Origin of the sequence: Mesorhizobium sp. M1217 (genome assembly GCF_040318275.1) — a bacterium.
Lineage (GTDB): Bacteria > Pseudomonadota > Alphaproteobacteria > Rhizobiales > Rhizobiaceae > Mesorhizobium.
This window is the reverse complement of sequence record NZ_JAMYMA010000006.1, coordinates 345,466-361,834: the sequence shown is the minus strand read 5'-3', so window position 1 is coordinate 361,834 and position 16,369 is coordinate 345,466. Positions and strand designations below refer to the sequence as shown.

Below are 16,369 nucleotides of genomic sequence, written 5' to 3'. Positions count from 1 at the left end.
TTGTCAGTTGGTCTTGGTTTCGCCGGGCCGGTAGAGGATGTCTGTTGCCTTCAGCTTACCCTTTGGCAGGCGACCGTCGCGCTCGAGCACGCTGACCCAGAAGTCGATGTCGCGGTCCGTCGCCTTGGCCCCCTGGCGCAGCCCGAAGCCGGTCCAGTAGCGCGCCAGCTCGCCGTTTTCGCCGCGCTTGTCGAGGATTGTCGCGAGCACCTTGCGCGCTTCGTCGGGGTTCTGCAGCGACCAGTCGGAGGCGCGCGCCGATTGCTCGACGAAATTGCGGGCGGCGTCGGGATGCGCGGCGATGAAGTCGCGCCTGAGCACGACGAAGCCGCCGGCCAGTTCGCCCAGCACGTCGGTGTCGTTGAACACGCCACGCACGCCGCCATTGTCGACCAGCGCGCCGGCAAAGGTCGCCTGCCAGTAGCCGAGCGCCGCGATGTCGACCTGGCGGGAGCGCAAGGTCTGTTCGAGTTGCGGTCCGGGCACGACGACGAGATTGGCGGCGTCCGGCGACAGGCCGACGCTGTGCAGCGCCTCGCGCACGGTGTAGTCGAGATGGGCGCCGAGCGTGTTGACGGCGATTGTCTTGCCGGCAATGTCGGCGATCGATTTGATCGGGCTGTCGTCGAGCACGTAGAAGACGCTTCGCACCTTGCCGTTGATGCCGTTGCTCGGATAGGCGGCGACGAAGTCGTTGCCGCCGGAGATCGAATTGATCACGGCGGCGGTTGCGGCCGAGCCGATATCGACGCTCCCGGAGGCCAGCGCAAACAGCGATTCCGGGCCGCCGCCGGAATAGCCGACATTCTCGACCTCGATACCGAGGCCTTTGAAATAGCCGAGCTCGCCGGCAAGCTCATGCGGAGAGATGCTGCCGCGGCTGGCGAGGGAGCGGAACTTGACGGGTGCCGCTTCGGCAAAGGCGAGGCGCGGCAGGCCGGCGGCGAGAAGGCCGGCGGCAAAGGGCGCGCCGGCAAGCAGGGAACGGCGAGTGATTTTCATGGTCCGGTCTTCCTTGGTTCTGGCCTGGCTTGGCCTGGTTGGGAGATGGCGAAGGGGTGGTCAGTCGACGGCATTGCTCCAGCGGCAGAGCCGCCGCTGCAGGCTGACCAGCGCCTGGTTGGCGATCAGGCCGAGGCCGGCGAGGATGACGATTGCCGCAAACATCAGCGGGATCTGGAAATTGTACTGCGCGTTCATCACCTGGAAGCCGATGCCCTTATTGGCGCCGATCATTTCGGAGGCGATCAACAGCAGCAGCGCCGTGGTGGCGCTGAGCCTCAGCCCAACGAAGATCGAGGGCACGGCACCGGGCAGCACGACGCGGCGGAAGACGGTGAGCTGCCTGGCGCCATAGACGCGGGCCATCTCCAGCAGTTTCGGATCGACCTGCTTGACGCCGCCGATGGTGTTGAGCAGCAGCGGGAACAGCGTCGCCCAGAAGATGACGAACACCTTGGAGGCTTCGCCGAGCCCAAGCAGCAGGATGAATACGGGATAGAGCGCCAGCGCCGAGGTCTGGCGGAAGACCTGCAGGATGGGATCGAGCGCGGTCTCGACCGCGCGCACCTGGCCCATGAACAGGCCAAGCGGGATGGCGACCAGCACGGCGGCCGCGAAGGCGAGACCGGCGCGCTGCAGGCTGATGGCGATGTCACCGAGCAGAGTGCCGCCGGCCAACCCCTTCCAAAGTGCCGCGACAATCATGTCGATCGGCGGCAGCACGGCCGTGTTGACCCACCCGGCGCTGCTCGACACTTGCCAGATTGCGAGGAAAGCGATGAGGGCGCCGTAGCGCGACAGGAAGCGGATGCCTGCCCGGCCGCCGAGGCGCAGGAAGTCCGTGCCCAGGCTTGTCGTGCCGTCACGCGTGCCGAGGCTGGCGGCCTGTTCGATGTGCTGCAAGGTCATCGTCTTGCCTCTCGCTTCGAGGGTAGTGGGCTTCTCGGGATTATTCGGCGGCCAGCACGGCCGAGCGGGCGGCGGTCCACGGGTTTTCAGGCCGCCTGAGGCCGAGGTTCTCGCGCAGCGTCCTGCCTTCATAGGCGGTGCGGAACAGGCCGCGGCGCTGCAGTTCGGGGATCACGAGCTCGACGAAGTCGTCGAGCCCGCCGGGCAGCCAGGGCGGCAGGATGTTGAAGCCGTCGGCGGCTTCGTTGCCGAACCATTCCTCCAACTGGTCGGCGACCTGCACTGCGCTGCCGATGACGGTGTAATGGCCGCGGGCCGTCGCCACCCATTGGTAGAGCTGGCGGATGGTGAAGTTGTGCTCGTCGGCAATCTGGCGGATCAGCGCCTGGCGGCTCTTCATGCCTTCGGTTTCCTTGCTCGGCGGCAGCGGGCCGTCGAGCGGATAGCCCCTGATGTCGAGCGTCTGGCCTGCCAGCCCGTTGAGCAGGGCGACGCCGTCTTCGGGCAGGATGAGATCGTTCAGCTGCTGGTATTTGGCGCGCGCTTCTTCTTCGGTACGGCCGACGAAGGGTGCTACGCCGGGCATGATCAGCACCTGCTCGGGATCGCGGCCGACGGCCGCCACGCGGGCCTTGATGTCGCGGTAGAATTCCTGCGCCGACGCCAGGTTCTGATGGGCGGTGAAGATGACTTCCGCCGAGTGGGCGGCGAGCTTGCGGCCGTCCTCCGATTGCCCCGCCTGCACCACCACCGGGTGCCCCTGCACAGGGCGCGGCACGTTGAGCGGACCCTTGACGCTGAAATGCGGGCCCTTGTGGTCGATGTCGTGGAGCTTGTCCTTGTCGTAGAAGCGCCCCGATTTCTTGTCGCGGATGAAAGCATCGTCCTCCCAGCTGTCCCACAGCGCCTTGACCGTCTCGACATGCTCATGCGCGCGGGTATAGCGCTCGGCGTGGGCAGGCTGGGTATCACGATTGAAATTGCGCGCGGTTTCGTCGCCGGCCGAGGTGACGACGTTCCAGCCGGCGCGGCCATTCGACAGATGATCGAGCGAGGCGAATTTGCGGGCGAGCGTGTAGGGCTCCTCGTAGGTGGTCGAGGCGGTGGCGATGAAGCCGAGATGCGTGGTGAGCGGCGCCAGCGCTGCAAACAGCGTCACTGGCTCGAAGCCGGCGATCTTGGCATTGCCGCCTTCGCGGGCGCCGAGCCCGACCGTCAGATTGTCGGCGAGGAAATAGGCGTCGAACAGGCCGCGCTCGGCGGTCAGGGCAAGCTGCTTGTGGAACTCGAAATTGGTGGCACCGTCGGCCGGCGCCTCGGGGTGACGCCAGGCGGCGATATGCTGTCCGCCGCCGGGCAGGAAAGCGCCCAGTTTGATCTGCCTGGATTTCTTGGATCTGGTCATCGCGGCGTGCTCCTGGATTGGTCGGGGAGGGGATCTCGGGTCAGTAGTGCGTTCAGGCGGCAAGGCCGACGCGATAGGGCACTCCGGTTACCCGGCATGCCTCGGCGACCGCCTGCCGGGCGCGGGCATGGATCGCGTCCGACACCAGCACGCCATTGGCAAAGTCCTTGTCGGAGGCGTAGATCGCGGTCGGCACGGTCAGCGCCTCGAAGAAGCCGAACAGCGGCCGCAGCTGGTGCTCGACGATCAGCGAATGGCGCTCGCCGCCGCCGGTCGCGGCGAGGATGACGGGCTTGCCCCTCAGCGATGACGGATCGAGCAGGTCGAAGAAATGCTTGAAAAGCCCGGTATAGCTGCCTTTGAAAGTCGGCGAGCCGGCCACCAGGATGTCGGCGCCTAGCAGCCGTTCGACGATGTTGCGCGCCGCCGGGTCGAGGTCGCCGAGGCGCCTTGCCTGCGGCAGTGACGCGCCGAGATCCTCGATGTCGAAGACGGCCGAGGCCGCGCCGATGCTTTCGGCGGCCTGCCCGACAATGTGGCTGACGAACGCCTTGGTCTTCGATGGCCGGGTCAAGTTGCCCGACAGCCCCACCACGAGCTTCTTCGACATTCCTGGCTCCCTCTCAAGCGCTCTATTTTAAGATCTGGGTCTGGCGATCTATTTTAAGTCTAGAGAGTTTGTAGAATTAAAAGAGCGAGAAAATTTCAAAAGCAGGGCGATGAGCGAACTGAGTTTGCGGCACATCGCCCGCAATTGGTTCATTCAACGCGCCGTAGCGCGCTGAAAGATCGCCGCAGCGCCTGCAGCCGCGATAGCGCAGCGCGTCGGACAGAGCGCATGAACAGCCGGCCGGACATATGCGGCAAGTCGCCCTCGGGCGCTCCGGCGCGACGTCGGGGAACCATGTCCTGATGCCACGATCCTGGATGGCCTGGCGGCCCTCGGAGAGGACGCGGCGCGGGCACAGGCCAAGGTGCTGGCGTGGGCTCCGCGGCATGTGGTGAGTCAGGCCAATTTGATTCAAATCCGGCTGTGGATATTTGCTTTTGGGTAAATCGAGGCGGTCATCTTGCCGGCCGGCGGGCAACAAGGAGAAGCCTATGACAAGCGACTTTGCCGCCGCACACCTCCACCTCGAACGAGCCTGCCATTATTTGAGCGGCGAGGACGAGACGAGCCGCACGGCTCGTGCGGCTCTGGATCTCCTGATCGATGCAATTGTCGCGGCACAATACAAGCGGCCCACGGGCGACGTTGTGGAATTTCCAAGACCGGCAAAGTTGGGACAATCCGCAAGCGGGAACGGGTAATCCAACCGGCAGCGTCGCTTTGCTTCCGCCGGATCACATGAACCAGGTTGCCACCAGGCCGATCGTCGCCGAGAAAATAGCGGCGGTCGTTGCCCAACCGAGTATGTTGGTGCTGCGGCTGTTCACCTGGTCGCCCATGATCCTGCGGTTGTTCGTCATCAGCATGATGAGCAGCAGCAAGGGCGGCGTCGAGAAGCCTTGAACGATGCCGGACCAGACCAGCGCCTTCATCGGATTGAAGCCAAGGAAGTTGAGGCCGGCGGCGATCGCGGTAAAAAATCCGATGGCGAGATAAAATTTGGGCGCCTCTCGAGCCCGGGCGTGCAGGCTGTTTTTCCAGCCGATGGCTTGCGCCACATCATAGGCAGCGCCGGTGGTCATGACAGGAACCGCGAGGAAACCGACGCCGATCACGCCTGCGGCGAACAGAACGCTTGCGGTCTGGCCGGCGAGCGGCCGCAGCGCCTCCGCGGCTTGCGCAGCTGTGTCGATATCGTGGTGGCCCGCCTTGTAGAGCGTAGCACCCGTCGACAGGATGATGAAATACATGATGAGATTTGAAAACATCATGCCGATGAGGATGTCCCGGCGAGAGCGACGGAGTTCGCTGTCGGTGGCGCCCTTCCTTTCCCTGAGCGTTGTCCGCCCCTGGGCAATCTCCTCCTCGACCTCCTCATTGGACTGCCACGTGTAGAGATAGGCGGACAGCGTCGTGCCGATGATGGCGACCAGGATCGACAGGAACTCACGGTTGAATTCGATCCTGGGAAGCAGTGTTCCGCGCAGCACCGCCGCGGCGTCCGGCTTGGCCAGAATGGCGGCACCGACATAGGCGAGCAGCGCCAGCGCCAGCCAGCGAAAGATGTTGCGGATCAAAGTATAGGAGCCGAAGACCTGGAGGGCGAAGATGAGGGCGGCGACGAACAGCACGATCAGCGGAATGGGAAGCGGCACGAATATGTTGATCGCCGCGGCCATTCCACCGAGATCCGCCGCTGCCTCGATGGTGTTGCCGACGAGCACACCCAAAAGCACCGACCAGAGCAGCCACCGCGGGTAAAAGTCCTTGATGACGTGGAACAATCCGCGCCCCGATACCTGGCCGAGCTTCGACGACAGGTAGACGACCGCGTACATCATCGGCAACGTCACCGGAGCCGTCCAAAGCAGGTCGGGTCCGAAACGGGCGCCGGCGCTGGCATAGGTGCCTATCGCGGAACAATCGTCGTCGGCCGCCCCTGTTATCAGGCCGAGGCCGAGCGCGCGGCCTATGCCGCCTTTACCCTCCTCCGGTGGGGTGGAACGATCGGAACCGGCCTGCCTCATTGCGATCGGACCGGGTTGGGAACGAAGGGCGCGGCCTGCCATGCAACAATGCTAACGATCGGTCGGCGCGCTGGTCTCATTTTGCTTCCTTCAACAACTTGCCCAAACCCGGCGCGCCATGACTTGTTCCGCGACGACGGGGCAGGGATTTTGCCTCAGGCAAAAAAGTTCGGGTTGACCGCTTCCGAACGCGAAGCGACTATCCGCGCGAGGCGAAGATCGCAGGAGGAAGTGCAATGGACGAGCCCGATCAGTGGCGCCACATGTCGAGCGCGCCACGGGACGGCAGCAGAATCCTTGTCACGGTTCGGCCTTCCGAACAGGGGCCGGCCGAGGTCGACATGGCTTACTGGGCCCGCGCCGATCAGTTCGGCAGCGAAGGCTGGCGCGCTTCCGATTCGTCTCCAGGACGCATCGTCGAATATGCCGAACCCGAACTGAAGTGCTGGATGCCGCTGCCGTCGGCCAATCTCAGCAAAGGCTCAATGCCGAGCCCGTGGGAAGGCGAAGATGTGCCGCTGGTGGATGGCTCGGGGATATGAAAGGGCCGAATGCCCAGGACCTCCAAGAGCCGATATCCACGGCCACCCGCATTCGTCAAAAGTGCGCGCAAGCTGACCGCGGCGGCCCGGAAATCGAACCCCTGGATCATTGACGCCCGGCGGGCCCGCTGGTTCTCAAGATAGCGCGCGAGCGCAATGTCGTGGCGCAGTGGCCCGCCGCGCGGCTGCGGGTCCTGCCTTGAATCATCATGCCAGATGGGCCATTCCGTCGGGGGTAGCACAGCGTCCTCCTGAGATACCAGTCTCCCGACACTTGTCTTCCCTGCGTCGTGAGAAACGCGGTGGAGCCAGCGTGAAGGATTCGTGAAAAACACCAGGCCGGGCGAAATGACGGTTGAAATAGAGGCAAGTACAGGAAAGGATCGCAAAGAAGCTGTGGCTGTGGCGGATCCGATGGCGCACCCTCATCTCTGTCTGTTAGGCGGCTTTGACTTTGCCGGAGGAGCGGTGGCCCCGGTTTTCAGCCGCAAGGCTCGCGCCATGCTGGCTTATCTCGCCCTGCAATCCGGACACTCCCAATCGCGCGAGAAGCTCGCCGCGCTTTTGTGGGGCGGCAACAGCCAAACCCAGGCCCGAATGAACCTTCGACAGGCCCTATCCGCCATAAGGAAAGGAATGGGCGCATCCGATGGCGAAAGGTTTCTGAGCGACGGCGACAGCATTACGCTCAATCTCGACGATCTTGATTTCGACGTCGCGCGGTTCGAGTCGCTGGCCGCCGGCTCCGACCCGGAGCAACTCGAGCAGGCGCTCGTCGTCTATCGTGGCGACCTCCTGGACGGGTTCGGCCTGAAGGAGGAGCCGTTCGAAGATTGGCTCAGAGTGGAGCGCGAGCGATTGAGGGCAATCGCAACCATCGTGCTGGAGAAGCTCGTCGCGCACTATTCGGCAACGAATGATCTTCCATCATGCCTGCGGGCGGCGGTGCGCCTGCTGGCTTTGGAGCCCTTACGGGAGGATATCCACCGAGCCCTGATGCGGACCTATGCCGCCCAGGGCCGCTTTAACCTCGCGCTGAAACAGTATGAGCGCTGCCGTGATGTGCTGCAACTGCAGCTCCGCTTGCAGCCCGAGCCGGAGACCCGGCAACTCTATGATGACCTGCGGACGCGCCGCGTGACGCCGCAAGCCGCTACCCGGATAGCCGCCTCGGTGTCGCCTTCCCAGACACCGCCAACGTCGGCAGCCCGAACAGGTGAGCGGCCGGCGTCCCGGGCCGAGCCGATGCGCCCCGCGACCCACTATGTCAAATCGGCCGGAATCAACATCGCCTATCAGGTAACCGGCGACGGGCCGGTCGACCTGATCTATGTGCCTGGGTGGGTCTCCAACCTCGACCTTGCCTGGTCATCGCCGCGGCTGGCGCATATGCTCCAGCGTCTCGGTTCCTTTGCCCGCCTGATCCGTATGGACAAGCGAGGCACCGGACTGTCCGATCGCAATGTTGGTTTGCCAACGCTGGAAGAGCGGATGGAAGACATGCGAGCGGTGTTGGATGCGGTCGGATCAAAGCGAACGGTTCTGTTCGGCAGCTCCGAAGGGGGGCCTATGTGCATGCTTTTCGCGGCGACCTATCCCGAACGAACAGCGGCTCTCGTGCTCAACGGAACCTATGCCAGCGGCCGATGGTCGCCGGATTATCCATGGGCAAGGACAAGCGAGCAGGTAGAAGAAGATCTGACCGCCGTCGAGAGACAGTGGGGGGAGCCGGCGGACATGAGCAACGCCGCGCCCAGCCTGATGAACGACAGTTTCGAGAGAGAATGGTTCGCCGCGTATCTTAGGAATTCAGCCTCGCCTGCCGACGCGGTCGCGCTCTGGCGCTGGGGCACTGAAATCGATGTTCGCGCCCTTCTCCCAACCGTTCACGTCCCGACACTGATCGTGCAGACGGCGGGCGACCGCTGGGTAAAACCGGAAGAGGGGCGCTACCTGGCAACGCATATCGAAGGCGCCAGATACATTGAGCTTGCCGGCCGTGATCACGTAATCTGGGGGGAGAATTCCGATCGTTTGGTCGACGAGATCCAGGCTTTTGTCACCGGCTCGCTGCCGGCAACGTCGAGCGAGCGCGTGCTTGTGACGGTGCTGCACATGGAAATCGTCGGGTTGCCGCCGGCTCCCGTCAACGCTGGCGACCGGGCGCGGCGCGATCTGATGCAGCGACACGACGACGAGATACGCAACGAATTGCATCTTGCTAACGGTCAGGAAATCAGCCGCACCGGAAACGGGTTTCTCGCGGTATTTCTGCGACCAACGCGGGCGATCCAATGTGCAATCGCGGTCCGTCGTCGAATGAAGAGGTTAGACCTTCAGGTTCCCGCGGCAGTCCATATTGGCGAATGCGAAAGGCGCGGAGACGACTTCACCGGTGTTGCAATTCAACTGGCATCACATCTGCTCGACGTTGCCGGACCGGGCGAGATCATCGCGTCGCGCACGGTTCGTGATCTCGCGGCCGGTTCCGGCCTGGCTTTTGAAGAGCATGGCGAGATGGAGCTTGTAGGTGTTCCCGGCAGCCTGCAGCTTTTTTCCGTCAGTGAACCGGCTGCCTGAGGTCCCGCTGGGTTGGGATATGAGCCGGAGAGTTCAATAGGCCGGCGGGACAGCGCCCCCCCTCTGTCCTGCCGGACATCTCCCCCACAAGGGGGGAGATCGGCAGCTTCACTGTCGGCCCTCAGAACAGGAATGCGGCCGTAGCGGGGTTCGGGCCGGAGCGGCCGTCGGGCGAATCCATGCCCCGAATGAGCTCGAGGTCCTTCGCTTCCAGCTCGAAATCGAAGACATCGAAATTGGCGGCGATGCGGTCCTGGTGGATCGACTTTGGAATGACGATCAGCCCTTCCTGAAGATGCCACCTGACGATCGTCTGCGCCACCGACTTGCCGTGTTTCCTGGCAATGCTTTCAAGCGTCGGATCGCTCAACAGCCGGCCGCTGCCCAGCGGGCTCCAGCTCTCGATGCGGATGTTGTGCCTGTCATGAAATTCGCGTTTGTCACGCTGCTGGAAGCGGGGGTGGAGCTCGATCTGGTTGACGGTAGGCGTGACGCCGGTCTCGCCGATGATCCGTTCGAGATGGTCCTGGTTGAAGTTCGAAACGCCGATCGACTTTATGCGGCCTGATTGCCTGAGTTCGATCAGCGTCTTCCACGCCTCGACATATCTGTCCTGGCTGGGCACCGGCCAGTGGATCAGGAACAGGTCGATCTGTTCGATGCCGAGCTTGCTCATCGTCTCGTCGAAGGCGCGCAAGGCGGCGTCGCGCTGATGGGCGCCGTTGCGCAGTTTCGAGGTAATGAACAACTCGCTTCTCGGCACGCCGGCCGAGCGGATCGCCTGCCCGACACCTTCCTCGTTCTGATAGCCTTCGGCGGTATCGATCAGCCTGTAGCCGGCCTCGATCCCCCAGCGCACCACCTTGGCCGTGATGGCTGGATCGACCTGCCATACGCCAAGGCCGATTTGCGGAATGGCGGAGCCGTCGTTCAATCTGATCTGTTCAGGTCTATTCAGGGTAATCTGTTCAGGCATGTTCACGTCCTTCTGCATCGTTCCGCCCGGCGCACGCTCTATCTAGTCTGGATGACCGCCAAAGCGAGTCAATATCAGGAGAATGTGAGGAGACGGACGTGAAGCGCTGATCTCGATGTCCGTTCGGGCCGACAGCGTTCCAGCTTTTGACCCATTGGACTCCAGTACAGGAGCCGCCATTATCGCGGATAATGTGGTATTCTATCGACTATCCGAGGAGGCGACTGCGTTGACCAACAGCTTGGAAGCCGGAGGGGCAAGAGACTGGTCGCCTCTGCTGGTCGCGGCAGAAAAAGGCGATGCGGAGGCGGTTCGATCGGAATTGGCGGCTGGCGCCGATATCAATCAGCCGGACGATGGCGGCTGGTCTGCACTTCACCTTTCAGCCCTCAATGACCGCACAGCTGTGGTGGAGGCGCTGATCGAAGACCCGGAAATCGACGTGAATTCCAGAAACAAGTGGAAGAGCACGCCCTTGAGCCTTGCGTCCGCCAAGGGACATTATGCGTGTATCTCAGCCCTGGTGAGACACCCCCAAATAGAGATCAACGCGCGAGCTGACTACTACGGCAGAACCGCTCTAATCGAGGCGGCGAAGAACGGGCATCTCGAAGTCGTCAAGTTGCTCGTGGAGAATGGCGCGGAAGTAAATCTGACCGACAAGACGGGGAGAAACAACGCGCTCATCGAGACTATCAAGGGGCGGCACTACGAGATCGCGGAGTACCTGCTGGATTCTGGGAAAGTGAGCTTTATCAACAAGGAGATGAGGCTAAACGCCCTGATCTGGGCTGGCAGCTGCCACAACCCTCAGCTTATCGAAAAGCTGGAAGCCGCGATCCACAGTTTCTTCGACGGCAAATAAGGGCCTCGCCCTTCCTGTCGCGGGGCGCGTCCGTATCTCCCGTCACGTCGACGCGCTCGATGGCGCAAACAGCCCCGCAACGCTTCACATGAATTATTCAACCAAACGGTTGACTATCTCAAAGCGTGCGTCTATATTCAACTACATGGTTGAATTAGAGACATCTCAGATGGACGCGGTTTTTCACGCCCTTGGCGACGCCACCCGCCGGCACATGCTTCGCGATCTCGCCGATGGCGAGAAAACGGTAAGCCAGCTGGCGGAACCCTTCGTGATGTCGCTCGCGGCCGCCTCCAAGCACATCAAGGCGCTGGAGAACGCAGGGCTTATTCGTCGAGAGGTGAGGGGCCGCACGCATCTGTGCCGACTAGCCCCTGGACCGCTGGCCAGCGCCCATCAGTGGCTCAGCTTCTACGAGCGCTTCTGGACCGGTCGTCTCGATGTTCTCGAACGCCTTCTTCGCGAAGAGGACGCACGCAAAGCCCAGGATGAGCCCAGGAAATCGCCCAATCCGAAAGAAGGAGACGAGCAATGAACCAGATGAGAACCATCGGCGCCTATGGCGAGCTGACCGAGCCCGCCACGTTCACCATCCAGCGCCTTTTGCCCGGCCCCATCGAGCGCGTCTGGGCCTATCTCACCGAGAGTGACTTGCGACGGCAATGGATGGCCGCAGGCCAGATGGAAATGAAGGCCGGCAGCTCGTTCGAGTTCGTCTGGCGTAACGACGAGCTGACCGACCCGCCTGGCCAGCGCCCCGCGGGCTTCCCCGAAGAGCATCGGATGGAGGGCCGGATCACCGAACTCGATCCGCCGCGCAAGCTTTCCATCACCTGGGGAAATACCGGCGGCGTCTCCTTCCTGCTGGAGGCGAAGGGTAGCGATGTGCTGCTCACCGTCGTCCATCGGCGCCTGCCGGAACGTGCAATCCAGCTCAACATCACCGCCGGCTGGCACGTGCACCTCGACCTGCTGGCCGCCCGCCTGGCGGGTAAGACACCGACCTCGTTCTGGGACGGCTGGAGCCGCCTGCGGGACGAATACGACCGCCGCCTGCCGGCCTGATGTAACTCGCGGCGGCCATCCCTGAGGTCGCCGCCAGCCACACGAAGCAACGATGATCCGACGAAACGTGCTTGCATCCCGCAAGCCTGATGGAGGAAGTCATGCGTAAATTGATCACTGGAATGAAAATTTCCGTCGACGGCAAGATGGAGGGACCCGAGGGTTACGCCGATTGGGTCGATGCGTGGTCTGAGGAATACGGCCTGACGCCGCAAATCGATGCCTGCCTGCTTGGCGGCGTCATGTATGCTGGCTACGAGCGCTACTGGAGCGCCATCCAGAACGAGCCCGACAAGCCGCTGCCGATGACCGGCAAATTGCCGAAGCCGGCCGAGCTCGAATGGGCCCGCTTCGCCGCGCAGACGCCGCATTATGTGCTGTCGAACACAATGACTTCGGCGGCCTGGCCAAAGACGCGCTTCGTGCGGAATTTCGAGGATATCGCTGCGCTGAAACAGCAGCCCGGCAAGGACATCTACCTTATGGGCGGCGCCCGAATTACCGCGAGCCTTATCGATGCCGGGCTGGTGGATGAACTCAGGCTGATCGTCTATCCGCTGCTCGCCGGTGAAGGAAAGGCGCTGTTTGGAACGGCGAAGAATCGTCGTGGGCTCGAACTGCGCAAGGTTGAGCAGTTGTCGGACGGCCGCGTCGGGTTGGTCTACGGGATCGGCTAGCGCCAACGTCAGGCAACGACACCGCGGCAGGCCCAGGCGACATTGGCAAAGGACCTCGGGCCGTCGGGCCGGCCGGCCTCATAGGCGTCGCGCATGGCGGCGTCGGTGCGCGCCCGCTCTTCTGGATCGAGCGTGGCCACATACTTGCCGAGCGGCCCTTCGCCGGCGGCAATCGGCGCCCAGTAGTCGTCGAAGTTTTGGTAGTCCATGCGGATCATCAGCTGCGTTTCCGTAACGTCCCGGAGACCCTGTTCGACAAAGGTCCGTTGCATTTCGCCCGGCTGCATCATCGGCTGGGTGCAATAGCGGGCGCGCAGCTGGCGTCCGCCTTCACTGAGCACTGCCACCGTGTCGATCATCATGCGCATTCCGGGCATGCCGCCGAGATGGTCCCATACGGTCGCCGCGACCACGCCGCCCGGCCGCACGACGCGTCGCATCTCAGCGACTGCCTTGCCGGTTTCGGGCACGAAATGGAGCACGAGCAGCGCCAGGGCACGGTCGAACGCGCCGTCCTCAAAGGGCAGAGCGCAGGCATCCGCCTGGCGGATTTTTATCCGCGGGTCGGTGTTGCGCCGGATTGCCTCCTCGACGAAAACGGCCGAAAAATCGATCGCGGCGATCTCACGGAGTTCAGCGGCCTTGACGAGCGCGAAGGTCAGGCTGCCGGTGCCACAACCGACGTCGAGGATCTTTTCGCCGTCCTTAAGGCCCGCGAAGTCGATGAACAGCGGCGCGAGCCTTTGGCTCCAGCGACCCATGAGCTGCTCATAGCCGGCAGCATGGTGAACATTGAAACTTGAAGTCATCGAACCCTCCCTTAGCATAAGCTAAACCTCGACACAGCGATTGCCAAGGCGGGCGAGCATTCGTCCCACCGTGAGGCGGCCGCTGGCGAAAGCCACCTTACGGATGCCGGGGCGCGAAGACTTCGCCGGCATCGTGGATTTGATGCGGCCGGCGAGCCGACCTCGATCAGTCTGGGCCACCTATTTGGCGGGCAGTCCGCGGCGCTGGCACTGGATCTCCAACACGGAAGGCGAACGACACGACTTTCGTCGCATCCGGATCGACCTCGCAACGAAAGCTCAGAGCGTACCACTGCCCGCCGGCGCGGAACTCGGTCCTGGAGACTTGCATGATATTGCCGGCCTTCAACCTGAAGGGACGCAAGACGTCAGGAAAGTAGGGGGGCGAAGCATGGCGCAACTGTTCGCGCACTTCCCAGAAGCAGAGCTGACCGATCCGATCGGGGCGCGGCACATTTCTCATGGCGGTTGTCGCGATCGGATCACCGGTTGCTGTTTGCGAGAACAATCTTTTCGCTTCTTCAAGCTTCAGCGGCTTTTGCACCTTGGCCGCTCGCTTGGGCTTAGGCGACGCGGATGCGCCAGGCGGCGGAGCCGGGTCTTTGCCGTCTACCGCAGTCACGTCCGGCGGCTGCGCAAGATCCTGTTTATCGGGATCTTGCGGCGCCGTCGGTTGTTCCGAACCATCCTCCGCACTGTTGCCGTCCAGAGACTTGCGAGGGCCGGCGTCCTTCTCGCCGAATTGGAAGACAGGCCTCTGAGGGCCGGCTTCCGGATGCGCCGGCGTCTCGATCTTTGCTTCCGGCGGCTTTTCGGGCTTGGGCGGTTTCGCAGGAGGCGGAGGTTTGGCTTTCTCCGATGGTTTGGGCGGCGGCACCAGATCCACCCCGATGGCCTGCTCCTTCTGCGGCTGCGGGGGCGACACCGGCAGCGCGGACAACAGAAGCGCCGCGGCGAGCAAATGCAGGACCGCGGAGGCAGGCAAGGCCCACCTGAATACCTGGCGCTGATCCCGTATCTCGTCCGTCATCGTGACCGGTGTGTGGAATGAAATATTGGCGGCATCAAGCACCGATGCCGCCAGACGTCGAAATAACCGGTTCATGTCGAGCTTCGACGGTTTTGCGGCGGCCGAGCAGATGCCGCCCAACGCGTTCGTTGGAACTGTCGCCGTCGCTACGAATCGCGCCATCGGCGACTGCCGCGAGGCGCGTCATTCAAATACACGAGGACAGTGGCCGAGCCTGTCCCTAGCGTGGCGTCGGCCAGAGCGCACGGTCAGGGGTGAACCCGTATTCGGGGGAGGCGAATGTTCGCTCCTTAACGGCGCTGCACGAGAGGGATATTCAGTCATGAATTTCAAAGGTTTGATCAAGCGTGCCGAGACTGTGGAGAGGGCGTTCAAGGAGCTCGAAACCGATTTGGCGGATGCGTTTAGCGAATGTCTCAACGTGGACGATCAGTCGCCGTTGAACGACGTCACTGTCCCGGATGAGACTGTGTCGGATGGGAATCTCGCGGCAATGGATGACAGCTCGCAACTTGAGGCCAATGCGGATGCCTTCGAGACCGCGCGACGGCTGACGCCCCACACGCAAACCCGGCTCGCTGCCTTAAGTGCGGTCGATGGGCTCTTTCACGACGCGCAGGAGTATCTTGGGGAGATCCATGCGAAACTGTCGGAGATCGCGACCTCGCATCATCTGACAGGCGAATTCCTGAAACTCCTCCACGGCGACATTCTTCGCGCCAACGAATTGGAGCTGGCAAATACCAGCTTGACCGCGCAACAAAGAGCACTATCCGAACAGCTCCACGATGCAACCAGAAAGCAGCGCGAGCGCGACAGCGCTATCGAGGCGCTGCAGCAGCATGAGGCGAGCCTGGTCGAGGACAAGGAAGCACTTCGCGGCGCGCTGGCTGCAGCAAGGCTGGAGCTCGTCGTGGCAGGCAATGCGAGCGCAAAACGCGAGGCCGAGTTCGGCGAGCTTGTCAAAACGCTCTCGGCCAGAGCGGTCGAGGCCAACAGACGCTCGCGCGAGAACGAGATGCTGCGGGAGAAACATGTTAGCCTGTCGATCGACCTCGACAAGGCGCTGAAACGGGAGGCCGAGGCCCGGCACAGGCTGGACGAACTCTCGACTGTCCACGCCAATGACGCCGCACAGGTTTCGGAACTGCTGGCCGCGCTTGGCAAGAGCGAGAAAGAGGAAATGCGGCTGCAGAAATCGCTCGACATGGCGCAGGCCAAGCTGTCGGAAATGACGGAAGCGGCCCGCATCAGGGACGGGGACAGGGAAGCCGAACTTGCACGCGGTGTCGCGGAGATGACCGGCTTGCGTTCTGAGATCGAGGATCTCCGATCGCGACTGGAAGCCGCCTCGAACCACAACAGCGAAGCCGTCAGCGAGATCGCCAGGCTCAAGGCTCAAGCGAGCGACGCGGTGGCCGAAAAGCAAATCGCCGAGGAAAAATTGTCTGCTCTCATGAAGGAGAGCGAAAGCGACAAGATGAACCTTTCCGCGGTCAGCGCGAATTTTTCGCAGCTTTCCCTGCAGCAGGCATCCGAACAGATACAGTTCGACGTCCAGCGGCAGGAATGCGAGGATCTGCGTGCCGAAGTCGCGTCGCTTCAAGCCCGGGTCAAGGAACTGTTGCCCTATGAGCGGCTCCACAAGGTCACCAACGCCAGACCGCGTGAAGACGGCGTGGTCGAGATCACCGCTGCGGTGGCGGAGAAGGCCCGCGCCAGCAGGCGGCGCCTTCGCCTGCGCGCGGCATCCTAGCTCAGGCGCGGCTGTCTGAATTTCGACTGGTGCGAAACCGACATCCGTCAATGGATGGCGGGTCGAGCGTGAGGCTGGCCTTCCCTGCGTCGGCCTGCAATAGTGCACGCCGGTGA

The 16,369-nt window shown here is 62.8% G+C and carries 15 protein-coding genes; 7 read left to right on the top strand and 8 right to left on the bottom strand.

Going from position 1 to position 16,369, the window contains the following annotated elements:
* Positions 1–3: 3 nt before the first annotated feature.
* The 5 genes from NKH37_RS13445 to NKH37_RS13425 form a co-directional block, all read right to left on the bottom strand.
* A complete protein-coding gene (locus NKH37_RS13445; RefSeq protein ID WP_023722372.1) occupies positions 4–1,002 on the bottom strand; it encodes an ABC transporter substrate-binding protein in 999 nt (332 codons plus the stop codon).
* A 60-nt stretch (positions 1,003–1,062) separates the two neighbouring features.
* Positions 1,063–1,911, bottom strand: a complete 849-nt coding sequence (locus NKH37_RS13440; RefSeq protein ID WP_023722371.1) for an ABC transporter permease — start codon at positions 1,909–1,911, stop codon at positions 1,063–1,065.
* A 40-nt stretch (positions 1,912–1,951) separates the two neighbouring features.
* Complete coding sequence (locus tag NKH37_RS13435; RefSeq protein ID WP_353003576.1) at positions 1,952–3,316, bottom strand: LLM class flavin-dependent oxidoreductase; 1,365 nt, start codon at positions 3,314–3,316, stop codon at positions 1,952–1,954.
* A 52-nt stretch (positions 3,317–3,368) separates the two neighbouring features.
* A complete protein-coding gene (gene msuE, locus NKH37_RS13430; protein ID WP_023722369.1) occupies positions 3,369–3,926 on the bottom strand; it encodes an FMN reductase in 558 nt (185 codons plus the stop codon).
* A 734-nt stretch (positions 3,927–4,660) separates the two neighbouring features.
* Entirely contained in the window at positions 4,661–5,953 is a 1,293-nt protein-coding gene (locus NKH37_RS13425) for an Nramp family divalent metal transporter (RefSeq protein ID WP_353003574.1), read from the bottom strand.
* A 236-nt stretch (positions 5,954–6,189) separates the two neighbouring features.
* On the opposite strand from NKH37_RS13425, the gene NKH37_RS13420 reads away from it, so the two are divergent.
* Positions 6,190–6,495, top strand: coding sequence for a hypothetical protein (locus NKH37_RS13420; protein WP_023722367.1), 306 nt, complete (start codon positions 6,190–6,192; stop codon positions 6,493–6,495).
* A 324-nt stretch (positions 6,496–6,819) separates the two neighbouring features.
* On the top strand, positions 6,820–9,075 hold the full coding sequence (locus NKH37_RS13415; protein WP_353041080.1) for an alpha/beta fold hydrolase: 2,256 nt from the start codon (positions 6,820–6,822) through the stop codon (positions 9,073–9,075).
* Positions 9,076–9,196: 121 nt separating this feature from the next.
* On the opposite strand, the gene NKH37_RS13410 is transcribed toward NKH37_RS13415, so the two are convergent.
* Complete coding sequence (locus NKH37_RS13410) at positions 9,197–10,051, bottom strand: aldo/keto reductase (protein ID WP_353003572.1); 855 nt, start codon at positions 10,049–10,051, stop codon at positions 9,197–9,199.
* 229 nt (positions 10,052–10,280) lie between these two features.
* Here NKH37_RS13410 and NKH37_RS13405 point away from each other — a divergent pair, with 229 nt between their 5' ends.
* From NKH37_RS13405 to NKH37_RS13390, 4 genes are all read left to right on the top strand, one after another.
* On the top strand, positions 10,281–10,916 hold the full coding sequence (locus NKH37_RS13405) for an ankyrin repeat domain-containing protein (RefSeq protein WP_352855713.1): 636 nt from the start codon (positions 10,281–10,283) through the stop codon (positions 10,914–10,916).
* A 145-nt stretch (positions 10,917–11,061) separates the two neighbouring features.
* Positions 11,062–11,451, top strand: coding sequence for an ArsR/SmtB family transcription factor (locus tag NKH37_RS13400; RefSeq protein WP_352481715.1), 390 nt, complete (start codon positions 11,062–11,064; stop codon positions 11,449–11,451).
* A complete protein-coding gene (locus NKH37_RS13395; protein ID WP_352494420.1) occupies positions 11,448–11,981 on the top strand; it encodes an SRPBCC family protein in 534 nt (177 codons plus the stop codon). The genes NKH37_RS13400 and NKH37_RS13395 overlap by 4 nt, the downstream gene beginning before the upstream one ends.
* 101 nt (positions 11,982–12,082) lie before the next feature.
* Positions 12,083–12,658, top strand: coding sequence for a dihydrofolate reductase family protein (locus tag NKH37_RS13390; protein ID WP_352481678.1), 576 nt, complete (start codon positions 12,083–12,085; stop codon positions 12,656–12,658).
* 8 nt (positions 12,659–12,666) lie between these two features.
* Here NKH37_RS13390 and NKH37_RS13385 read toward each other — a convergent pair whose 3' ends face one another.
* Together NKH37_RS13385 and NKH37_RS13380 are read right to left on the bottom strand one after the other, a co-directional pair.
* Positions 12,667–13,467, bottom strand: a complete 801-nt coding sequence (locus NKH37_RS13385; protein WP_353003570.1) for a class I SAM-dependent methyltransferase — start codon at positions 13,465–13,467, stop codon at positions 12,667–12,669.
* 166 nt (positions 13,468–13,633) lie between these two features.
* Positions 13,634–14,617, bottom strand: coding sequence for a DUF930 domain-containing protein (locus NKH37_RS13380; protein ID WP_353041078.1), 984 nt, complete (start codon positions 14,615–14,617; stop codon positions 13,634–13,636).
* 202 nt (positions 14,618–14,819) lie between these two features.
* On the opposite strand from NKH37_RS13380, the gene NKH37_RS13375 reads away from it, so the two are divergent.
* Positions 14,820–16,253, top strand: coding sequence for a coiled-coil domain-containing protein (locus NKH37_RS13375; protein WP_352481675.1), 1,434 nt, complete (start codon positions 14,820–14,822; stop codon positions 16,251–16,253).
* The last annotated feature ends 116 nt before the right edge of the window (positions 16,254–16,369 follow it).

Bases quoted from the DNA above. Each gene is read 5' to 3' on its own strand.
- msuE (WP_023722369.1), bottom strand. From the start codon at position 3,926: ATGTCGAAGAAGCTCGTGGTGGGGCTGTCGGGCAACTTGACCCGGCCA.
- NKH37_RS13445 (WP_023722372.1), bottom strand. From the start codon at position 1,002: ATGAAAATCACTCGCCGTTCCCTGCTTGCCGGCGCGCCCTTTGCCGCC.
- NKH37_RS13385 (WP_353003570.1), bottom strand. From the start codon at position 13,467: ATGACTTCAAGTTTCAATGTTCACCATGCTGCCGGCTATGAGCAGCTC.
- NKH37_RS13435 (WP_353003576.1), bottom strand. From the start codon at position 3,316: ATGACCAGATCCAAGAAATCCAGGCAGATCAAACTGGGCGCTTTCCTG.
- NKH37_RS13400 (WP_352481715.1), top strand. From the start codon at position 11,062: ATGGTTGAATTAGAGACATCTCAGATGGACGCGGTTTTTCACGCCCTT.
- NKH37_RS13390 (WP_352481678.1), top strand. From the start codon at position 12,083: ATGCGTAAATTGATCACTGGAATGAAAATTTCCGTCGACGGCAAGATG.
- NKH37_RS13375 (WP_352481675.1), top strand. From the start codon at position 14,820: ATGAATTTCAAAGGTTTGATCAAGCGTGCCGAGACTGTGGAGAGGGCG.
- NKH37_RS13420 (WP_023722367.1), top strand. From the start codon at position 6,190: ATGGACGAGCCCGATCAGTGGCGCCACATGTCGAGCGCGCCACGGGAC.
- NKH37_RS13440 (WP_023722371.1), bottom strand. From the start codon at position 1,911: ATGACCTTGCAGCACATCGAACAGGCCGCCAGCCTCGGCACGCGTGAC.
- NKH37_RS13395 (WP_352494420.1), top strand. From the start codon at position 11,448: ATGAACCAGATGAGAACCATCGGCGCCTATGGCGAGCTGACCGAGCCC.
- NKH37_RS13410 (WP_353003572.1), bottom strand. From the start codon at position 10,051: ATGCCTGAACAGATTACCCTGAATAGACCTGAACAGATCAGATTGAAC.
- NKH37_RS13425 (WP_353003574.1), bottom strand. From the start codon at position 5,953: ATGAGGCAGGCCGGTTCCGATCGTTCCACCCCACCGGAGGAGGGTAAA.